At 73.8% G+C, this 20130-nt stretch carries 7 protein-coding genes; 6 read left to right on the top strand and 1 reads right to left on the bottom strand.

The genetic code is table 11. The features are described 5' to 3' along the window. Positions 1-129: 129 nt before the first annotated feature. Entirely contained in the window at positions 130-3339 is a 3210-nt protein-coding gene (locus ACFV0O_RS06975) for a M28 family peptidase (protein WP_380337420.1), read from the bottom strand. Positions 3340-3713: 374 nt separating this feature from the next. On the opposite strand from ACFV0O_RS06975, the gene ACFV0O_RS06970 reads away from it, so the two are divergent. From ACFV0O_RS06970 to ACFV0O_RS06945, 6 genes are all read left to right on the top strand, one after another. Beyond that, positions 3714-5147: a helix-turn-helix domain-containing protein gene (locus ACFV0O_RS06970; RefSeq protein WP_380337417.1), complete on the top strand. Its 1434-nt coding sequence runs from the start codon at positions 3714-3716 to the stop codon at positions 5145-5147. Positions 5148-5418: 271 nt separating this feature from the next. After that, positions 5419-6276 (top strand): sterol desaturase family protein, encoded by an 858-nt coding sequence (locus tag ACFV0O_RS06965; protein ID WP_380337414.1) that lies wholly within the window; start codon positions 5419-5421, stop codon positions 6274-6276. Positions 6277-6347: 71 nt separating this feature from the next. Continuing rightward, positions 6348-15593: an amino acid adenylation domain-containing protein gene (locus ACFV0O_RS06960; protein WP_380337411.1), complete on the top strand. Its 9246-nt coding sequence runs from the start codon at positions 6348-6350 to the stop codon at positions 15591-15593. Beyond that, positions 15580-17331, top strand: coding sequence for a phytoene desaturase family protein (locus ACFV0O_RS06955; protein ID WP_380337408.1), 1752 nt, complete (start codon positions 15580-15582; stop codon positions 17329-17331). Before ACFV0O_RS06960 ends, ACFV0O_RS06955 begins: the two co-directional genes overlap by 14 nt. 44 nt (positions 17332-17375) lie before the next feature. Next, on the top strand, positions 17376-19040 hold the full coding sequence (locus ACFV0O_RS06950) for a phytoene desaturase family protein (protein WP_380337824.1): 1665 nt from the start codon (positions 17376-17378) through the stop codon (positions 19038-19040). Continuing rightward, positions 19037-20092 (top strand): MDR family NADP-dependent oxidoreductase, encoded by a 1056-nt coding sequence (locus ACFV0O_RS06945; RefSeq protein WP_380337405.1) that lies wholly within the window; start codon positions 19037-19039, stop codon positions 20090-20092. Before ACFV0O_RS06950 ends, ACFV0O_RS06945 begins: the two co-directional genes overlap by 4 nt. Positions 20093-20130 lie beyond the last annotated feature (38 nt).

The raw sequence follows: 20130 nt of genomic DNA, 5'->3' as shown, positions 1-20130 counted from the left end.
GCGCGGCGGGGGCGCGCCGCCGCCCGCGCCGGCCGCCCCGGCGCCGCCGCCGCCGGGGCCGCGCCCCCCCCCCCCGCCCCCGCCCCCCCCGCCGCGCCGCGGCTTTCAGGAGGCGTCAGGGCGCTCCGGTCACACCGGCTGCCACAGGGCCGGGACGATCGGCGGCTCCCAGCCGACCTGGGCGGTGTGGCCCTGGAGGCAGACGTAGGTGACCCCGTTGTAGGTCACGGTGTCGCCGGCCTGGTAGGTGGTCCCGGCCGACCAGGTGCCACCGGGGTCGGGGTTCCCGTTGCCCACGACCAGCGAGAAGTTGGTGGTGTGGGTGGCGGAGCCGCTCCCGGTGAGGGTGATGCCGTAGGTGCCGGGCGCGGTGGAGGCGGAGGTCGCGATGCTGATCGTCGCGGAGCCGCCGGACTGGACCGAGGACGGGCTGAAGGAGACCGTGACACCGGCCGGGGCGCCCGAGGCGGTCAGGTTGACCGTCTGGGCCGAGCCGGAGGTGGTCGCGGTGGCGACGGTCGCCGTGGCGGTGTCACCGGGGTTGACGGTGGCGGTGGCCGGGTTCACCGAGACGGAGAAGTCGTTGGCGGGCGTGGTGCCGCCGACCGAGGTCTTCCAGATGGTGTAGGCCACGCCGTCGGCGCTGCGGTTGAGCACGGTGGCGTCGACGTTGGCCGTGGTGTCGCAGGACTGGTGGTAGCAGGAGTCGTAGGAACGGCCCGCCGTGCCGCCCCACTTGGCCGCCTGCGCCGAGGTCTTGGTGTCGCTGGCCCCGGCCGCGTAGCCCGAGGTCGGGACGCCGGCCTGCTGGAAGGAGTAGTCGTCCGAGCGGCCCTGGCCCTCGACGTTCTCCTCCGGCTGCAGGTTGAGCGAGTCCCAGTAGGCCTTCATCGGCGCGGAGGCCGAGGAGGAGATGTTGTTGATGAAGTAGCCGGCGTTGGGCGAGCCGACCATGTCGAAGTTGTAGTACGCCTTGATCGCGGAGCGCTGGGCGGAGCCGAGCCGGCCGACGTAGAACTGCGAGCCCTGCAGGCCCTGTTCCTCGCCGGTCCACCAGGCGAACCGGACGTGCCGGGTCAGCGACGGGTTCTGCTGGGCGAGCACCAGGGCGTTCTCCAGCAGGGTGGCCGAGCCGGAGCCGTTGTCGTTGATGCCGGGGCCGGCGCCGACGCTGTCCAGGTGCGCGCCGAACATGGTGACCTGGTCGGACGGGCCGCCGGGCCAGTCGGCGATCAGGTTGGAGGACTGGTAGGTGCAGGAGCTGCAGGTCTGCTCGCTGACGGTGTACCCGGCGGCCTGCAGCTTGCCCTTGAGGTACGCCACCGACTGGCTGTGCCCGGCGGTGCCCGCCCGGCGGTTGCCGCCGTTCTGGTCGGCGATGGTGTTCAGCTGCGACAGGTGGGCCTGGACCTTGGCGACGTCGATGTCGGGCGCGGGCCCGCCGGGGTTGCCCCCGCCGCCGACGGTCAGGGTGTACTGGGCGGTGTGGGTGGCCGCGCCGGCGGTGCCGGTGACGGTGATCACGTACGTCCCGGCCGGGGCTCCCGAGGAGGCCGACAGCGTCAGCGTGGCGGACGAACCGGTCTGCACGGACGAGGGGCTGACCGTCGCGGTGACGCCGGACGGGGCGCCGGAGACGCTCAGGCCGACGGACTGCGCGGTGCCCGAGGTGAGGGCGGTGCCGACCGTCGCCGTGGTCGAGGCGCCGGGCTGGACCGAGCCGGACGCCGGGCCGAGCGACAGCGAGAAGTCGTTGGTGCCGGACGGCGTGCAGGACGGGTCACCGCTCTGCGCGGGCACGCTGATCGCGTCCCAGGCGGCCTTGGCCCGGTTGAAGAAGGTGCAGGACGGGTCCAGGCTCTTCGCCGCCGTCAGGGTGGCGGTGCGGTAGCGCTTGTACGTCATGCCGCTGGTCTTGAGCAGCATGCCGCCGTAGAAGACCCGGCCGGCGTCCTTGATGCCGATGCCGGTGACCGAGGAGTTGTTGCAGGTCGGGCTGGTGGGCTTGCCGCCGCCCGGGTTGGAGCCCTCGGCCAGCAGGTAGAACCAGTGGTTCAGCGGTCCGGCGGCCGCGTGCTCCTCGGTGTTCGGGATGGAGGAGGAGTAGCAGTTGGGGTTGTTGCTCACCAGTGAGGGGTTGTACATGTTGCGGATCGGCCCGCTGCCGACCAGGTTGATCATCTCGCCGACGGTGTAGTCCGGGCTGTCGTACGGCGCGGGCTCGTTGGCGTAGGCCTCGGTGAGCGCGCCCATGATGTCGCCGGTGGACTCGCCCAGCCCGGCCTCGTTGTTGGCGCCGCCCGGGGTGTACTGGTCGATGCCGTGGCCGAACTCGTGGCCGACCACGTCGATCGAGGCGATCCACTCGTTGGCCTGGCTGTGGCCGATGGATATTGTGCTGCCGTCCCAGTAGGCGTTGACGTCGTTGAGGCCGACCTTCACCGGCCAGCTGCCGCCGTTGCCGTTGTGCCCGTTGCGACCGAGCCAGTCGCGGAGCATGTCCCATTCCTTCTGGGCCGCGAACATCGCGTCGCCGCAGCCGGTCTCCTTGCTGGTCGGGCTGCCGGTGCCCCAGGAGTCGGCGGACTTGGAGAACACCTGTCCGGTGCTGTAGTCGGAACAGGACAGGCCCGGCCGGTTCGGGTCGCGCAGCGAGTAGGAGCCGCCCGAGCCGGTGGTGCCGATGGTGACCGGGGCGGGGCCGTTCCACTTGCTGTTGACGGTGCCGGCGTGGACGTCGTCGTAGCTGTCGACGACCTCGCCGCTCGCGGCGTCGACGAAGACGTGCAGCCGGCTCGGGGCGCTGCCCCTGCTGCCGGCGAGCACGGTCTCCCAGGCGAGCCGCCCGCCGTTGCCGTCCTTGACCCGGACGACCAGGCGGTTGGACTCCACCTTGTCCACGACGGTCAGGCCGGTGCGGGCGGTCTTCTCCGCGTGCGCCGCACTGACCTGCGGGGTGACGGACCCGCCGACCGGGCCGGGGGCGGCGGACTGCAGGCCGCGGACCTTGCCCTGTCCGTCGGCGAGCACCACCGCGTCGCCGCCGACCACCGGCAGGCCGCGGTAGCTGCGCTCGTACGCGACGGAGTAGAGGCCGCCGACCCACGGGGTGACGGACTTGCGCTCGTAGGTCTCGTCGGGGCCCTTGGCCAGGGCGTCCAGTCCGGCCGAGGCCGCGGCGTCGGCCGCGTTGACGGCGGCGGCCAGGGCGCCGGGTGGCGCCGGGGAGGGGGTGGGCGCGGCGGTGGCCGGCCCCGCGGTGGCGGCGATCAGGCCGGCCAGCACGGTCAGGGTGGTCGCCGTGGTGAGCAACCGACCCGTGGAAATCCTGCGTTGCATCGAGGCTCCTCGCATGTGGGGGTCCTCGACCGCGGACGGCAAGGCTGGTGGCGCACCGCAGGCCGCGTCGGGGGGACGGCCGTGCGGGCCGTCCGCGCTCGGGTGCCCGAACCCTCACATGGCGTCATGCTCGGGTCAATGGCTGGTGCGGGCGATGCATAGGGTTGGCAAATTTCGTCAAGCCCGCGTCCCCGCTTCGCGTCAAGCTGGGCTTTTCTTCCAGTGGTTGAGACCACATCATGTACGGCGCGGGTGGCCGTCGAGTACCCTCGGCCATCGAGCACCGTCCTCGTCATCGGAGTCGTCGGAACCACTGGAATCGTCGGCGGGCCCCGCGATCGGCCGGGAACGACGACGCACCCGGGGAGGCAGCCGTGGAGCGGAACCGCGTGGTCCCTGCGGCGGGGGCTCCGGCACCGCCGACCGGCCAGGGTCGGGGCGCCTGGGAGGAGTTCGGCGCCCGGCTGCGGCACTGGCGGCGCCGGGCCGGCCTGACCCAGGCGCAACTCGGCGCCGGGATCGGCTACGACCACACCGCGGTCAGCAAGATCGAACACGGATCCCGCCGGGTCACCCCCAGGGTCGCCGACCGGATCGACGAACTCCTCGGCGCGGGAGGGGAGGTGATTGCCTGCTGCCTGCGCGCCGAGACCGCGGAGCTGTGCGCCCTCGACTCCTTCTCGCCCGCACTGCTGCGGCCACCGCTGCCGGGCCCCGCCCCGGTCGGTCCAACCCCGGCCCCGGCCGCCCCCGCCCCGGCCCGGCTGCCGGACTACGGCCTGCTCTGCCCACTGCACGGCGCCGCGGGCTGCGCCGTCCCCGATGCCGCCGAACTCGCCGGGCTGCACGCCGAGTTCTGCGCCCCCGGGACGCTCGCCGACCCGGCCGCCGTCGCCCCGCTGGACGCCGCCACCGCGCACGCCCTGACCGGACTGCTCGCCGCCCGCCTGCGCTCCGGCGAGACCGGTGACCGGCCGGGCCTCGCCGCCGCCGTCGAGCGCACCCTGCACGCCGTCCTCGCCCGGCTCGCCAACGCCCCCGCCGGACAACGCCGTCCGCTCGCCCGGCTGGCCGCCGAGCACGCCCACGCGGCCGGTGCACTGCGCATGCAGCACGGCCGCAACGCCACCGCGATGGCCTGCTACGACCGCGCGCTCACCTGGGCCGGTCTCGCCGGGGACCAGGCCACCCAGGTCGGCACGCTCAGCGACCTGAGCATCCTGGCCCGGCTGGACGGCGACCCGGAGGCCGCGCTCGGCTACGCCCGCGAGATCGATCGGGTCGCCCCCGGTCGGCACTGGGCCGGCGCGATGGGCCGGATCAGCCGGGCCCGCGCGCACGCCCTGACCGGTGACCTCCGGTCGACCGTCCGTCAGATCGGCCTGGCCAGAGCGCACCTGGACCACATCGACGCGCAGGACGAAGTCGACGTGCCCTGGCTCTCCATCGCCTCGATGCGGATGCGGGTCGAGGCCGCTGCGGCCGCCGCCCTGCGCGACCTCGCGGCGGCCGGCGACGACCCCCGGCTGGCCCGGCGGGCGCTGAGCGCCACCGAGACCGCGATCGGCCTGCTCGGTCCGGACCAACTCCCGGCCAGCCGACTGCTGTTCGTGGTCCGGGCGGCGGACTGCCACGTCTGCGCGCACGACCCGCGGGCGGCCGTCGACCTGCTCGCCCCCGCGCTGGAGGGCACCCCCGGGGCCGCTCTCCCCGCCCTGGTCGAGTACGAGCTGCGCGGCCTGCGCGACCGCCTCGCGGCGTGCGAACCGCGCGCCGCCGACCGGCTGGCGGAGCTGGTCCGGGCCTGAGCGGCGGCGCGCGCACCGGGTCGACCGGACGTTCCCGCGGGCGGGGGCTCGCGGCCCCACACCGGGCGGTGTGGAGGTGCGGTGTCGCGACAACTCCCGCTCCAGCAGCGAAATGCGCCCCCTTCGCGCGGTTCGAGCGTCAACTTCGTGCGCGTATCGTCCGCCGATCGGGTCATTCATGGCGTTACCACGTCGAATGACTGCCCCGACCATCGGCTCCCGCTAGAGTCGAGACGTTTCCAGTCGTTAGTCCGCGAAGAACGAGGGGCGCGTGCTGTACACCCTTGCACGCCGGCTCGCCCATCCACTCCTGCTGCTGGGCGTGCTGTGCACCGCCGTCGCGACCCTGCGCCTCCACTGGGCGCCCGACCGGGTCTCCCCGCTCGTCCTGGTGGCCGTCATCGGATACCTGGCGGTGCTGGAGCGGGTGATCCCGTACCGGACCGACTGGCACCCGACGCGTCGCGAACTCGGCTGGTACAGCGTGTACTTCGTGCTGAGCATGATCGGCGGAGCGCTGGCCCAGGGGCTGGTGACGGGGCTGGTGGAGCTGCTCGGCCCGGCGCACCCGGCGCTGCCCTTCGCGGTGGAGATCCCGCTCGCGCTGCTGGTCGGATCGCTCGGCGACTACCTCGTGCACCGCTGGTCGCACCGCAACCGGTGGCTCTGGCGGCTGCACGGCGTGCACCACGTTCCGGAGAAGGTGAACGTCGCGAACAACGGCGTGAATCATTTCCTGGACGTCTTCGTCGCGCAGTCCGTGGTCCAACTTTCGCTGGCAATGATCGGATTCTCGGCGGATTCTGTGTTCGTGGTCGGAATATTCGTTCTTGCGCAGGGGTATTTCGTCCACGCGAACGTCGACGTCCACCTCGGGCCGCTCGCCCACGTCCTGGCCGGCCCCGAACTCCACCGCCTGCACCACAGCACCGACCTGGCCGAAGCCGGCCACTACTCCTCCGACCTCTCGCTGTGGGACCACGTGTTCGGGAGCTTCACCTGGCGGCCCGGCCGGGTGCCCACCGCCGTCGGCCTCCCCGACCCGGCCGCGTTCCCCACGACCGGTGAGCTCGGCGCCAGCCTGCTGCACCCCTGGCGCCGGGTGAAGACCGGCGAGCAGTCGGCCTGAACTCCCGTCCGCGCAGCCGTCCGTCCTCTGCCCGCGCCCCCGGCGCCACGCCGTCACCCTCGGATTGGATCATGACTTCCTCGCCCTTCGCCGTGCCCCGCGAGCCCATCGCGATCACCGGTATCGGCTGCCGCCTGCCGGGACACGCCAACGACCACCGGACCTACTGGCGCAACCTGATCGAGGGCCGGGACTGCCTCACCGGGACGCCCGCCGACCGCTACGACACCACCACCCTGGGCAGCCGGGACCGGGCCAAGCCCGGACGCCTGATCGGCGGCCGGGGCGGCTACATCGACGGCTTCGACACCTTCGACCCGGACTTCTTCGGGATCAGCCCGCGCGAGGCCGAACACATGGACCCGCAGCAGCGCAAGCTCCTGGAGGTCAGCTGGGAGGCCCTGGAGGACGGCGGCCTGCGCCCGGCCGAGCTGGCCGGCCGGGAAGTGGGCGTCTACATGGGCGCTTTCACCCTCGACTGGAAGATCCTGCAGTTCGCCGACCTCGACTTCACCACGATCGCCGCGCACACCGCCACCGGCACGATGATGACGATGGTCTCCAACCGGATCTCGCACTGCTTCGACTTCCGCGGCCCCAGCGTCTCGATCGACACCGCCTGCAGCTCCTCCCTGGTCGCCGTCCACCTCGCCTGCCAGAGCCTGCTCCGCGGTGAGACCGAACTCGCCCTGGCCGGAGGTGCGTTGCTGCACATGGCGCCGCAGTACACGATCGCCGAGACCAAGGGCGGCTTCCTCTCCGCGGACGGCCGCTCACGGGCCTTCGACGCCTCCGCCGACGGCTACGTCCGGGCCGAGGGTGTCGGCGTGGTCGTCCTCAAGCGGCTCTCCGACGCACGGCGCGACGGGGACCCGGTGCACGCCGTGATCCTCGGCAGCGGCGTCAACCAGGACGGCCGCACCAACGGCATCACCGTCCCCAACGCCGACGCCCAGGTCACTCTGATCGAGCGGGTCTGCGCCGAGGCCGGGGTGTTGCCCGGCAGCCTGCAGTACGTGGAGGCGCACGGCACCTCCACCCCGGTAGGCGACCCGATCGAGGCCACCGCGCTCGGCCGGGTGCTGGGCATCGGCCGCCGTTCCGGGGACCGCTGCTACGTCGGCTCGGTCAAGACCAACATCGGGCACACCGAGGCCGCCGCCGGCGTCGCCGGGCTGATCAAGACCGCGCTCGCCCTGAAGCACCGCCGCATCCCGCCGCACCTCCACCTGGAACGGCCCAACCCCGGTATCGACCTGGCCGCGCTGCCCTTCGAGATCCCGACCGAGCCGGTCGACTGGCCCGAGCACCGCGGCCCGGCCCGCGCGGGCGTCAACTCCTTCGGCTTCGGCGGCACCAACGCGCACGTCCTGCTGGAGGAACCGCCCGGCCGGGAGCCCGCGCCGCCGGTCGCGGAACCGGTCTGCACCGTCCTGCCGCTGAGCACCAAGGACGCCGCCGGACTGCCCGAACTCGCCGCCGCCGTACGGCAGGAGCTGGCCTCCGGCGCCTCGCTCACCGACCTCGGCCACACCCTGGCGCACCGCCGCCAGCACCTGCCCGAGCGGCTCGCGGTGGCGTACACCTCCCGGCAGGACCTGGACGAGGCACTGGCCGCGTGCGAGCGCGGCGAGGAGCACCCCCGGGTGGCCCGGGGCCGCGCCCGGGAACGCCGGGAGCGGCGCCTGGCCTGGGTGTTCACCGGCATGGGCCCGCAGTGGTGGGGCATGGGCCGCGGCCTGTACCAGAACGAGCCGGTCTACCGGGAGGCCGTCCGGGCCGTCGACGCGGAGATCCGGGAGCAGGCCGACTGGTCGCTGCTGACGGAACTGGGCCGGGACGAGACCGACTCCCGGATGGCCGAGACCTGGCTGGCCCAGCCCGCCAACTTCGCCGTCCAGGTGGGCCTCTCGGCGCTCTGGCGCAGCCACGGCCTGCGCCCCGACGCGGTGGTCGGCCACAGCACCGGCGAGGTCGCGGCCTTCCACGAGGCCGGGGTGTACGACCTCGCCGACGCCGTCCGGGTGGTGCTGGCCCGCAGCCGGCTCCAGCAGCGGCTGGCCGGCACCGGCAGCATGCTCGCCGTCGGCCTACCGGAGGCCGAGGCGGAGCGCCGGATCCGGCCGTACCGCGCCCGGATCTCCCTCGGCGCGGTCAACAGCCCGTCCGCAGTGACCCTGGCCGGGGACACCGACGCCCTGGTCGAGCTGGCCGGGGAACTGAGGCAGCAAGGCGTCTTCGCCCGCCTCCTGGACGTCGAAGTCCCGTACCACAGCGTGCGGATGGATCCGATCCGGGACGAGCTGGTCGCCGCGCTCGGCCCCGTCAAGCCGCGGGAGGCACGGCTGCCGCTCTACCTGACCGCACGGGAGGGCCTCGCCCGGGGCCCCGAACTGGACGGCGGGTACTGGTGGGAGAACGTCCGCAACCCGGTGCGGTTCCGGGCCGCCGTCGAGCGGATGGCCGAGGACGGGCACGGCCTGTTCCTGGAAGTCGGCCCGCACCCGGTGCTCGGCCACGCGATCCGCGAGTGCGCCGAGCGGACGCACACCCTGCCGTCGATCCGCCGCCGACAGGACGAGCCCGAGCGCTTCGCCCGCAGCCTGGCCGAACTGCACACCCTCGGCGTCGAGTTGACCTGGGACGCGCTGCACCCGGCCGGCCGGCCGGTACCGCTGCCGGCCTACCCGTGGCGGCGCGACCGGTACTGGGTCGAGCCCGTGCCCGTCGAGCGGGTCAGACTCGGCCGGGTCGACCACCCGCTGCTGGGCCGCCGCACCGCGAGCGCCCAGCCCGGCTGGACCACCGTGCTCGACCCCGAGCGGCTGCCGTACCTGACCGACCACCGGATCGAGGGCCGGGTGGTCTTCCCCGCCGCCGGGTACCTGGAGATGGCCGCCCAGGCCGTCCGCGCCCTCACCGGCGGCACCGAGGTGGTGCTGGCCGAGGTCGAACTCAACCGGGCCCTGTTCCTCTCCGAGACCGAACCCGTCCCCGTCCAGCTCGGCTACGCGCCGGAGGACGCCCGCTTCACCGTCGCCGCCACCCCGGCCGGCGGCGAGCCGACCGTGCACGCCTGCGGCCGGGTCCGCACCGGCCAGCGCCGCTCCCACGGCCCCGCCCCGGACCTCTCGGCGCCGGACACCCACGGGCAGCGCCTCGACGGGCCGGACTGCTACCGGCGACTGGCCGAGCGCGGCTACGACTACGGACCCGCCTTCCGGGCCATCGAGGAGGTCTGGGCCGGCCCCGGCCGGGCGCTCGCCCGGATCCGGCCGACCGCCGCCCTCGGCCCCGACGCCGCCGACCACCACCTGCACCCGGTCCTGCTGGACGCCTGCTTCCAGACCCTGCTCACCACCACGCTGCACGCACCCGAGGACGGCAGCGTCCGCCTGCCGGTCACCATCGAGGAGGTCCGGCTCGACGGGATCGGCGCCCGCCCGCTCTGGGCGCACGCCACCGTCACCCGCGACAGCGGCGCCGAACTCGTCGGAGACATCGCCCTGTACACCGAGGACGGCGCCCCCGTCGGCCGGATCACCGGCTTCCGGGTCGCCGACGTCGCCCAGGCCCCGGCCTCGGTCGGCCTGGCCACCATCGACGGCTGGCTCACCGAGGTCGCCTGGACGCCCGCGCCCGCGCCCGCGCCCGTCGCCGAGGAGGCGCCCGGCGACCTGCTGCTCTTCGCCGACCGGAGCGGCCTCGCCGAACGGCTGGCCGCGCTCGCCGCCCGGCACGGCGCCCGCTGCCACCTCGTCCGGCCCGGCGCGCGGTACCGGCACGAGGACGGGCACTCGACCGTCCGGCCCGACTCCGCCGAGGACGTCCGGCGGCTGCTCGCCGACCTGGACCCCGGCCACCGCACCGTCGTCCACCTCTGGAACCTCGACCTGCCCGCCCTCGACGCCACCACGGCCGACCGGCTCACCGGACTCGCCACCCTCGGCGCCTACTCGCTGATCGCGCTCGCCCGGGAACTGCCCGCCGCCCGCCCGGACGCCCGGCTGCACATCGTCACCCGGGGCACCCAGCCGGCCGCCCCCGGCGACCGGGTCGAACCGCTCGGCGCCCCCGCCTGGGGCATCGGACGCGTCCTGTGGCAACAGGAACTCGTCGCCCAGCGCGGCACCCTGGTCGACCTCGACCCGGCCGTCCCCGCGGCCGACCAGGCCGAGGCGCTGCTCGCCGAACTCGCCGCCCGGGACGAGCAGGAGATCGCGCTGCGAGCCGGCGGCCGCCTGACCAGCCGGCTGCGCCCGGCCGAGGGCCTCACCCGGCCGCTGCCGCCGGTCCTGCGCCCCGACGGCAGCTACCTGGTCACCGGGGCGTTCGGCGCCCTCGGCCGGGTGCTCTGCCGCACCCTGGTCAAACGCGGCGCCCGGCGGCTGATCCTGGTCGGCCGCACCGCCCTGCCCGAGCGCTCCCGGTGGGCGCACACCGACCCGGACACCCCGGCCGGGGAGCGGATCACCTTCCTGCGCGAACTCCAGGCGCTCGGCGCCGAACCGCTGCTCGCCCCGGTGGACGTCACCGACGAGGCCGCCCTGGCCGGCTGGCTCGCCGACCACCGGGAGCGCGGGCTCCCGCCGATCCGCGGCGTGTTCCACCTCGCCGGGCAGGTCAAGGACACCCTGCTGGCACAGATGGACCGCGCGGCCTTCGACGCCGGGTACGCCCCCAAGGTCGCCGGCGGTCACCTGCTGCACCGGCTGCTGCGCGACGAACCGCTCGACCACTTCGTGCTGTTCGCCTCCGTCGCCTCGCTGCTCACCACCGCCGGTCAGACCAACTACGCGGCCGGGAACGCCTTCCTGGACGCGCTCGCGCACCACCGCCGGGCCGACGGCCTGCCCGCGCTCAGCCTGGACTGGGGGCCCTGGGCCACCGGCATGATCGAGGAACTGGGCCTGGTCGCCCACTACCGGGACGCCCGCGGCATGAGCTCGCTGCCGCCGGACGCCGGGACGGCCGTCCTGGAGCGGGTCCTCGGCCAGGACCGCGCCCAGCTGCTGGTCGCCACCGTGGTCGACTGGCCGACCTTCCTGGCCTGGTACCCGACGCCCCCGCCGCTGGTCGCCGAGCTGGCGGCGAGCGCCGCCGAGCAGGCCCCGGCCGAGACCGGCGGCTTCCTGGACGCCTACCGGGCGGCCGACGCGCAGACCCGGCACGAGCTGGTCACCGAGCGGTTCACCGCCGCCGCCGCGGCCGTGCTGCGGATCGCCGCCGAACGGATCGCCCCGGACACCAGGCTCGGCGCGCACGGCCTGGACTCGCTGCTCGCGATGGAACTGCGCGCCCGGGTGCACGGCGAACTGGGCGTCGCCCTGCCCGTGGTGGCCCTGCTCAGCAACGGCACCGTCGGAGACCTGGCCGACCTGCTCACCGAGGGCCTGGCCGAGCGGCTCGAAGCCGACGACGGCCCCGCCCGGGCCGAGGTCGAGCTGCACACCGACGAGTCCCGCTACCCGCTCACCCACAACCAGCAGGCGCTCTGGTTCCTGCGCCAGCTGCACCCCGACGGCTTCGCGTACAACATCGGCGGCGCCGTCGAGGTCCGCGCGGCGCTCGAACCGGAGCTGGTGTTCGCCGCTTTCCGCCGCCTGGTCGCCCGCCACCCCGGACTGCGCGCCGCCTTCACGAGCGAGGAGGGCCGGCCGGTCCAGCGCATCCGCGCGGAGGACCGGGCCGACACCGGGCTGTTCGACGTCGAGGGCCGCCCCTGGGAGGAGATCCACGAGCTGATCGTCCGCGAGTACCGCCGGCCGTACGACCTCGCCGAGGACCCGCTGGTGCGACTGCGGCTGTTCCGGCGCGGGCCGGACCGGTGGGTGCTGATGAAGGCCGTCCACCACATCGTCTCGGACGCGATCTCCACCTTCACCTTCATCGAGGAGCTGTTCGAGGTCTACGAGGCGCTGCGCCGGGGGCGCACCCCCGAACTGCCCCCGGTGCCCGCCCGCTACCTGGACTTCCTCAACCACCAGAACCGCTTCCTGGCCGGGCCCGCGGCGCAGCGGATGCTCGACTACTGGCGCGGCCGGCTGCCCGCCGGGATGCCGGTGCTGGCGCTGCCCACCGACAAGCCCCGGCCGGCCGTGCAGACCCACAACGGCGCCTCCGAGTTCTTCCGGCTGGATGCCGAACTCACGGCCCGCGTGCACGAGTTGGCCCGTGCGCACAACGCCACCCCGTTCATGGTGCTGCTCGGCGGCTACTACCTGCTGCTGCACCGGTGGTCGGGGCAGCCGGACATCGTGGTCGGCAGCCCGGTCACCGGCCGCACCCAGGAGGAGTTCGCCTCGGTCTACGGCTACTTCGTCAACCCGCTGCCGCTGCACGTGAGCCTGGCCGGTGAGCCCACGGTGACCGAGCTGCTGGCCCGGGTCCGGGAGAGCGTGCTCGGCGGGCTGGACAACCAGGAGTACCCGTTCCCGCTGCTGGTCGAGCAGTTGGGGCTGCAGCACGACCCGAGCCGCTCCGCGGTGTTCCAGGCGATGTTCATCCTGCTCACCCACAAGGTCGCCGTGGAGCGCTTCGGCTACCGCCTGGAGTACATCGAACTCCCGGAGGAGGAAGGCCAGTTCGACCTGACGCTGTCCGCCTACGAGGACCGCTCGGACGGCTGCTTCCACTGCGTCCTCAAGTACAACTCCGACCTCTTCGAGCCCGCCACCGTCCGGCGGCTGGCCACGCACTACCGCAACCTGCTGGACGCCATGACCCGGGCCGCCGAGGGCGAGCCGGTCGGGCGGCTGCGGATGCTGGACCCGGCCGAGCGCCGGGAGATCCTCACCGCGTTCAGCGGCGCCGAGCGCCGGATCGACCACGACACCCCGCTCCCGGAGCTGATCGCCGGGGCCGCCGCCGAACACCCCGAGGCCGTCGCCGTGGTCGCACCCGGCCGGGACGGGACGCGGCGCCTCACGTACCGCGAACTGGACCGCCGCTCCCGGCGCACCGCCCTGCGGCTGCGCGAACTGGGCGTCGGGGAGGGCACGGTGGTGGCCGTCTGCCTCGACAAGTCGCCCGAGCTGATCACCACCCTGCTGGGGATCTGGCGGGCCGGCGCGGCCTACCTGCCGCTCGACCCCGGCCACCCGGCCGACCGGCTGGCGCACCAGGTGGCCGACGCCGGCGCCGCCCTGGTCGTGGTCGACGAACGGCGCCCGCCCGCCGCCGACCTGCCCGCTCAGCCGGTCACCCTGGCGGACCTCGACCGGCCCGCCGGGGACGCCCGGCTGCCCGCCGCCGACCCGGACCGGGCCGCCTACGTGATCCACACCTCCGGCTCCACCGGCCGCCCGAAGGGGGTCCGGGTCGACCACCGCAACCTGGCCGCCGTCACCGCCGGCTGGCGCGCGGAGTACCGGCTGGACACCGAGGCCCGGGTGCACCTGCAGATGGCCGGGACCGCCTTCGACGTCTTCTCCGGCGACCTCGCCCGGGCCCTCGGCACCGGCGGCACCCTCGTCCTGGTCGACCGCGAGCTGCTCTTCGACACCGCCAGGCTGCACCGGGTGATGCGCGAAGAGGCCGTGGACTGCGGCGAGTTCGTGCCCGCCGTGGCCCGCGCCCTGCTCACCCACTGCGAACGGGACGGCCTGCGGCTGGACTTCCTGAAGCTGGTCGTCGTCGGCTCCGACTCCTGGAAGGCCACCGAACACCGCAGGCTGCGCGCCCTGTGCGGCGAGCGGACCCGGCTGGTCAACTCCTACGGCCTGACCGAGGCCACCGTCGACAGCACCTACTACGAGGGCGCGGCCGACGGCCTGGAACCCGGCCGGATGGTGCCGATCGGCCGGCCCTTCCCGAACAGCGCGCTGTACATCCTGGACCCGTACGGCGAACCCGTCCCGGCGGGCGTGCCCGGCGAGCTGTGGATCGGCGGCGCGGGCGTCGCGGCCGGCTACCCCAACGACCCGGAGCAGAGCGCCCGGCGCTTCCTCACCCTGGAGCTCGACGGCGCCCCGGTGCGGCTCTACCGCACCGGTGACCTCGGGCACTGGGACACCGCCGGCACCGCGCACCTGCTCGGCCGGATCGACAACCAGGTCAAGGTCCGCGGCCACCGGATCGAACCGGGCGAGATCGAGGCCCACCTCACCGCCCGCCCCGAACTCGCCCAGGCCTGTGTGGCCGTCCGCCAGGACGCCTCGGGCGAGGCGGTACTGGCCGCCTACGTCGTCCCCGCCGAGGGCGCGGTGCCGGACCGCCGCGAACTGCGCCGCCACCTGGCCGAGCACCTGCCCACCGTGATGATCCCCTCCTACCTCACCGAACTGCCCGCCCTGCCGCTCACGCCGAACGGCAAGGTCGACCTCGCCGCCCTGCCGGAGCCGAAGGCCGACACCGGCGGCGCCCAGCACGAACCGCCCGTCACGCTCTACGAGACCCGGGTCGCCGAACACTGGCGGAACCTGCTCGGCCTGGACGAGGTCGGCCTGCAGCACGACTTCTTCGAACTCGGCGGCAGCTCGATCCGGCTCATCGAGCTGATCCACCACCTGCGGACCGAGTTCACCATCGAGATCCCGGTCGGCCGGCTGTTCAAGGTCACCACCCTGCACGGCATGGCCCGCACCGTCGAGCAGATCATCACCGGCGAGGCGGCCGGCGGCCAGCCGTACCTCTGGTTCAACCCCGCGGCGACGAACGGCCGGACGGTCTTCTGCTTCCCGCCGGCCGGCGGCCACGGACTGGTCTACCGGCAGCTCGCCGCGCACCTGCCCGAGCACCGGATCGCCGCCTTCAACTACCTGACCGGCGACGACAAGACCGCCCGCTACGCCGACCTGGTCGAGGAACTGCACCCGGCCGGACCGTACGTGCTGCTCGGCTACTCGCTCGGCGGCAACCTCGCCTTCGAGGTCGCCAAGGAACTGGAACGCCGCGGGCGCACGGTCGGCTCGGTCCTGCTGGTCGACGCCTACCGGGTCCTGGACGTCTTCGACCTCGGCGAGGAGCACGTGGCCGTCTTCGAACGCGAACTCCACGAGCACCTGCACCGCCACACCGGCTCGCGGATCGTCGCCCGGGAGACCCTCGAACAGGCCCGGGACTACCTGGAGTTCTGCAGCCGCACCCCCAACACCGGCACGGTGCGCGCCCAGCTCGACGTGGTCTGCGAACGCGAACGGCTGGCCGTGCACGTCGGCGGCGAGGAGGGGTCCTGGCACGGCGCCTCCACCACCGGCACCGCCGTGCACGCCGGCCACGGCAGCCACGCCGAGATGCTCGACGGCGAACACGCCGCCCGCAACGCCGAACTGGCGGGCGCCATCCTGGCCGGAGGCGCCGCCGATGGCCGCGGCTGACCGCGGACCGGACTGGTCCGGAAGGGAGCGGGCCCCCGGCGGCCCGCCCCGGGTCATCGTGATCGGGGCCGGCCTGGCCGGCCTCGCCACCGGCTGCTACGCGCAGATGAGCGGCCTGGAGACCCGGATCTTCGAGAAGCACGTCCTGCCCGGCGGCTGCTGCACCGCGTGGTCCCGGCAGGGCTACCTGTTCGACTACTGCATCGACTGGCTGATCGGCACCGCCGAGGGCACCGGCGCGCACCGGGTCTGGAGCGAACTCGGCGCCCTGGACGGCAAGTCGGTGACCCGCTTCGACACCTTCAACCGGGTCGTCGACGAACACGGCCGCGCCGTCACCTTCTACGGCGACCCGGACCGGCTGGAACACCACCTGCTGGCCCTCGCCCCCGGCGACGCCAAGCCGATCCGGGCCTTCTGCCGGGACCTGCGCCGCTTCGCCGCCGTCGACCTGCCCTGGGACCTCACCCCGCCGCCGCTGCGCACCACCGCGGAACGGCTGCGGACCCTGCGCGCCGTCCTGCCCGCCTTCCGGCTGTTCTGGCGCACCGCGACCACCCCGATGAGCGGCTTCGCCGAGCGCTTCCAGGACCCGCTGCTGCGCCGCGCCTTCCCCAACATGTTCCTGCAGGAACCGGCGGGCTTCCCGCTGCTGCCCTACCTGTACACCCTGGCCGCCGCGCACAACGGCAACGCGGGCTTCCCGCAGGGCGGTTCGCTGGGGCTGGCGCGCTCGGTGGAGGAGCGCTACACCTCGCTCGGCGGGGTGGTCGGCTACCGCTGCCGGGTGGAGCGGATCCTGATCGAGGACGGCCGCGCCGTCGGTGTCGAACTCCGCGACGGAACACGGCACTTCGCCGACCACGTGGTCGCCGCCTGCGACGGACCGACCGTCCTCGACCGGCTCCTCGGGGGCCGCTACTCCAGCGCCGCCACCGACCTGCTGTACGGCGAACTGCTCGACAAGCCCGGCAACCTGTACCCGGCCGTGGTCTCCGCCTTCGTCGGCGTCGACGGCCCGCTGCCGGAGGGGGAGCCGCACAGCACCACCTACCTGCTGGCGCCCGAGGAGGGCGCCCGGCTGCCCGGCTCGCTGCAGAGAAGTCTGGTGGTGCAGTTGCGCTCGGCCTACGCGGAGGGCTTCGCCCCGCCCGGCAAGTCGGTGCTGCACTGCACCTACTTCAGCGACTACCGCTCCTGGAAGGACCTGCGGGTCCGGGACCGCCGGGCCTACCGGGCGCGCAAGCAGGAGGTCGCCGCGTTCGTCCGGGGGTTCCTGGAACGGACGTACCCCGGGCTCGGCCGGCGGATCGAACTGGTCGACGTGGCCTCGCCGGTGACCACCGAGCGGTTCACCGGCAACACCTACGGCAGCATCCTCGCCTGGCAGGCCTTCTCCGAGGCCGAGGACGTCGCCAACCGGCTGGTCAACCGGGACCGGATGCGGCTGCCCGGCCTCGACGGCTTCTCGATGGCCGGGCAGTGGACCGCGCTCGGCGGACTGATCCGGGCCGCCACCAGTGGGCGGTTCGCCGCGCAGTACCTCTGCCGGGAACTGGGGCGGCCGTTCCGGGCCTGGCCCAGCGAGAGCCGGGAACCCTGGCACACCGGCAAGTGGGGTCGCCTGCCGCGACTCGACCGGGCCACCGTGACACGGCCGCAGGCGGGCACGGTGGAGGCCGACGTGGAGGCGGAGGCGGCGGGAGCGGCGGACGTGGAAGTGGGAGTGGCGGAGTGAGCGGGACGACGACCGGCGGCACGGCCGGCGGCGGCAGGCAGACCATGGTCATCATCGGCGGCGGGCTCGGCGGCCTGTCCACCGGCTGCTACGCGCAGATGAACGGCTACCGCACCCGGATCCTGGAGATGCACGAGATCCCCGGCGGCTGCTGCACCGGCTGGGACCGCGGCGAGTTCACCTTCGACTGCTGCGTCAGCTGGCTGCTGGGCAGCGGTCCGGGCAACGAGATGCACCGGATCTGGCTCGAACTCGGCGCGCTGCAGGGCAAGCGGATGCGCAACTTCGACGTCTTCAACGTGGTGCGGGCCAGGGACGGCCGGGCGGTCTACTTCTACTCCGACCCGGACCGGCTGGAGGCCCACCTGCTCGAACTGGCCCCGGAGGACGCCCGGCAGATCCGGCAGTTCTGTGCCGGGCTGCGCAAGTTCCGCCTGGCGCTGGCCCGTTACCCCTTCCTCAAGCCGGTCGGACTGATGGGGCGGCGGGAGCGGTGGCGGATGCTCGCCTCCTTCCTGCCGTACGTCAACGTGATCCGGCGCTCGATCACCGTGCTGATGAGCGACTACTCGGCGCGGTTCCGCAGCCCGCTGCTGCGCGAGGCGTTCAACTTCGTCCTCTACGAGAAGCACCCCAACTTCCCCGTGCTGCCGACGTACTTCCAGCTCGCCTCGCACGCCGGGCAGTCGGCCGGGGTGCCGGAGGGCGGCTCGCTCGGCCTGGCGCACTCGATCGAGCAGCGCTACCGGCGGCTCGGCGGCGAGATCACGTACAACGCCAAGGCGACCGAGATCCTGGTCGAGCGGGACCGGGCGGTCGGGGTGCGGCTGAGCGACGGCCGGGAGGTGCGGGCGGACATCGTGGTGGCGGCCTGCGACGGCCGGACCACGGTGCTGGACCTGCTCAAGGGCCGCTACCTGAACGACACCTACCGCCGGCTGTACACCACGACCATCACCGAACCCGGCATGGTCTTCCCCGGCTACCTGACCGTGTTCCTCGGCCTGCGCCGGCCCTTCCCGGCCGGCGATCCGTGCACCACCTACCTGCTGGAGGACGAGCTCGCCGCCCGGCTCACCGGGATCCGGCACCCCAGCATCAACGTCCAGTTCCGCAGCCGCCACTACCCGGAGCTGTCCCCGGCCGGGACCACCGTGGTCTACGCCAGCTACTTCTGCGACATCGCCCCCTGGCGCGAACTCAGCACCGGGCCGGAGCAGACGCCCCGGCTGCGGCGCGGCGAGGAACTGCACACCCTGCCGGTCGGCCGGGGCCGGGAGTACCAGCGGGAGAAGCGCCGGGTGCGGGACGCCGTGATCGAGTTCCTGGACGCCCACCACCCGGGCCTGAAGGACGCGGTGGCGGTCAAGGACGTCTCCACCCCGCTCACCCAGGTCCGCTACACCGGCAACTACGACGGCACGGTGCTGGGCTGGCAGCCCTTCGTGGAGGGCGGGGAGACCCTGGAGGAGGAGATCAAGCGCAACGGCCCGGGGCTGCCCGGTCTGGAGAACTTCTACCTCTCCGGAGTCTGGGCGACCACCGGCGGGCTGATCCGGGCGGCGGCGGCCGGCCGGCACGTCGTCCAGTTCGTCTGCCGGGACGACCACAAGCCGTTCACCGCCGAGGTGGACGACAGCGCGCCGCCGCCCACCCTGCTCATCGACCCGGTCGGACCGGTCGACCGCCAGTTTGGAGTCACCTCGTGAGGATCGAGAGTTGGACCGTCGGGGAGCACGTGGACGGCGTGCCGGACGTCGAGCGGATGTACCGGAAGGCCGTGGAGGAGGTGGACGTCCGCCTCGCCGCGGACGAGATGCTGCTGCGCACCCGGTACGTCTCGGTCGACCCGTACCTGCAGGGCATCGCGCTGGACACCCCGATCGGCGACCACATGGGCGCCGACTCGATCATGGAGGTGCTGGAGGCCGGGCCGGCCGCGCCGTTCGCGGCCGGCGACCTGGTGCAGGGCTTCGGCGGCTGGCGCAGCCACGTGATCAGCAACGGCGCGCCGAGGCTCTGGCAGACCGGCACCTTCCCGATGGTCTTCCCCGCCTTCCGCCGGCTGGAGCCCGGCCACTACGACGAGGCACTGCCGCTCTCCACCGCGCTCGGCGTCCTGGGCGGGCCGGGGATGACGGCCTGGGGGACGGTCGAGAAGTTCCTGGACGTGCGCCCCGGTTCGACCGTGCTGGTCAGCGGGGCCTCCGGGGCCGTGGGTTCGCTGGTCGGGCAGCTGGCCAGGCACCGGGGCGCGCGGGTCCTCGGCACCACGGCGACGCCGGAGAAGGCCGGGCGGCTGTGGGAGCTGGGGTTCGACGGGGTGGTGCTGTACCGCGACGGCGACGCCCCGGAGCGGCTGGAGAAGGAGCTGGCCGAACTCGCGCCGGACGGCATCGACCGCTACTTCGACAGCCTCGGCGGGGTGCTGACCGACGTGGTCTTCGGCATGCTCGCGGTCGAGAGCCGGGTCGCGGTCTGCTGGCAGTGGGGGAGCCAGGTCGGCGGCGGCTGGGCGGGCCCGCGGCTGCTGCCGATGATCATGTACCCGCGCACCACGATCCGGGGGATCTTCTCGCTGGAGTGGTTCACCGACGAGAACTGGGCGGCGCTGCGGCGGGACCTCGGCGCGCTGGTCCGGAGCGGGGAGCTGAGGTACCAGCAGACCGTCCACCGGGGCTTCGACAGCATCCCCGCCGCGTACCGCAGCCTCTACGTGGACCGGTCGGCGGCCCGGGGGAAGGTGCTGGTCGAGCTCTGAGCGGATGCCCGGGCCCGGATTCGCGTGAGCACTTCGGC

The sequence above is a fragment of the Kitasatospora sp. NPDC059577 genome, from assembly GCF_042735475.1.
GTDB lineage: Bacteria > Actinomycetota > Actinomycetes > Streptomycetales > Streptomycetaceae > Kitasatospora.
Note: the sequence above shows the minus strand (reverse complement) of the source record. Positions and strands in the feature narration are given on the sequence as shown.

What these genes read in the sequence shown, in the direction of transcription:
- ACFV0O_RS06975 (WP_380337420.1), bottom strand. Translation starts at nt 3,339, where the DNA reads ATGCAACGCAGGATTTCCACGGGTCGGTTGCTCACCACGGCGACCACC.
- ACFV0O_RS06960 (WP_380337411.1), top strand. Translation starts at nt 6,348, where the DNA reads ATGACTTCCTCGCCCTTCGCCGTGCCCCGCGAGCCCATCGCGATCACC.
- ACFV0O_RS06955 (WP_380337408.1), top strand. Translation starts at nt 15,580, where the DNA reads ATGGCCGCGGCTGACCGCGGACCGGACTGGTCCGGAAGGGAGCGGGCC.
- ACFV0O_RS06950 (WP_380337824.1), top strand. Translation starts at nt 17,376, where the DNA reads ATGGTCATCATCGGCGGCGGGCTCGGCGGCCTGTCCACCGGCTGCTAC.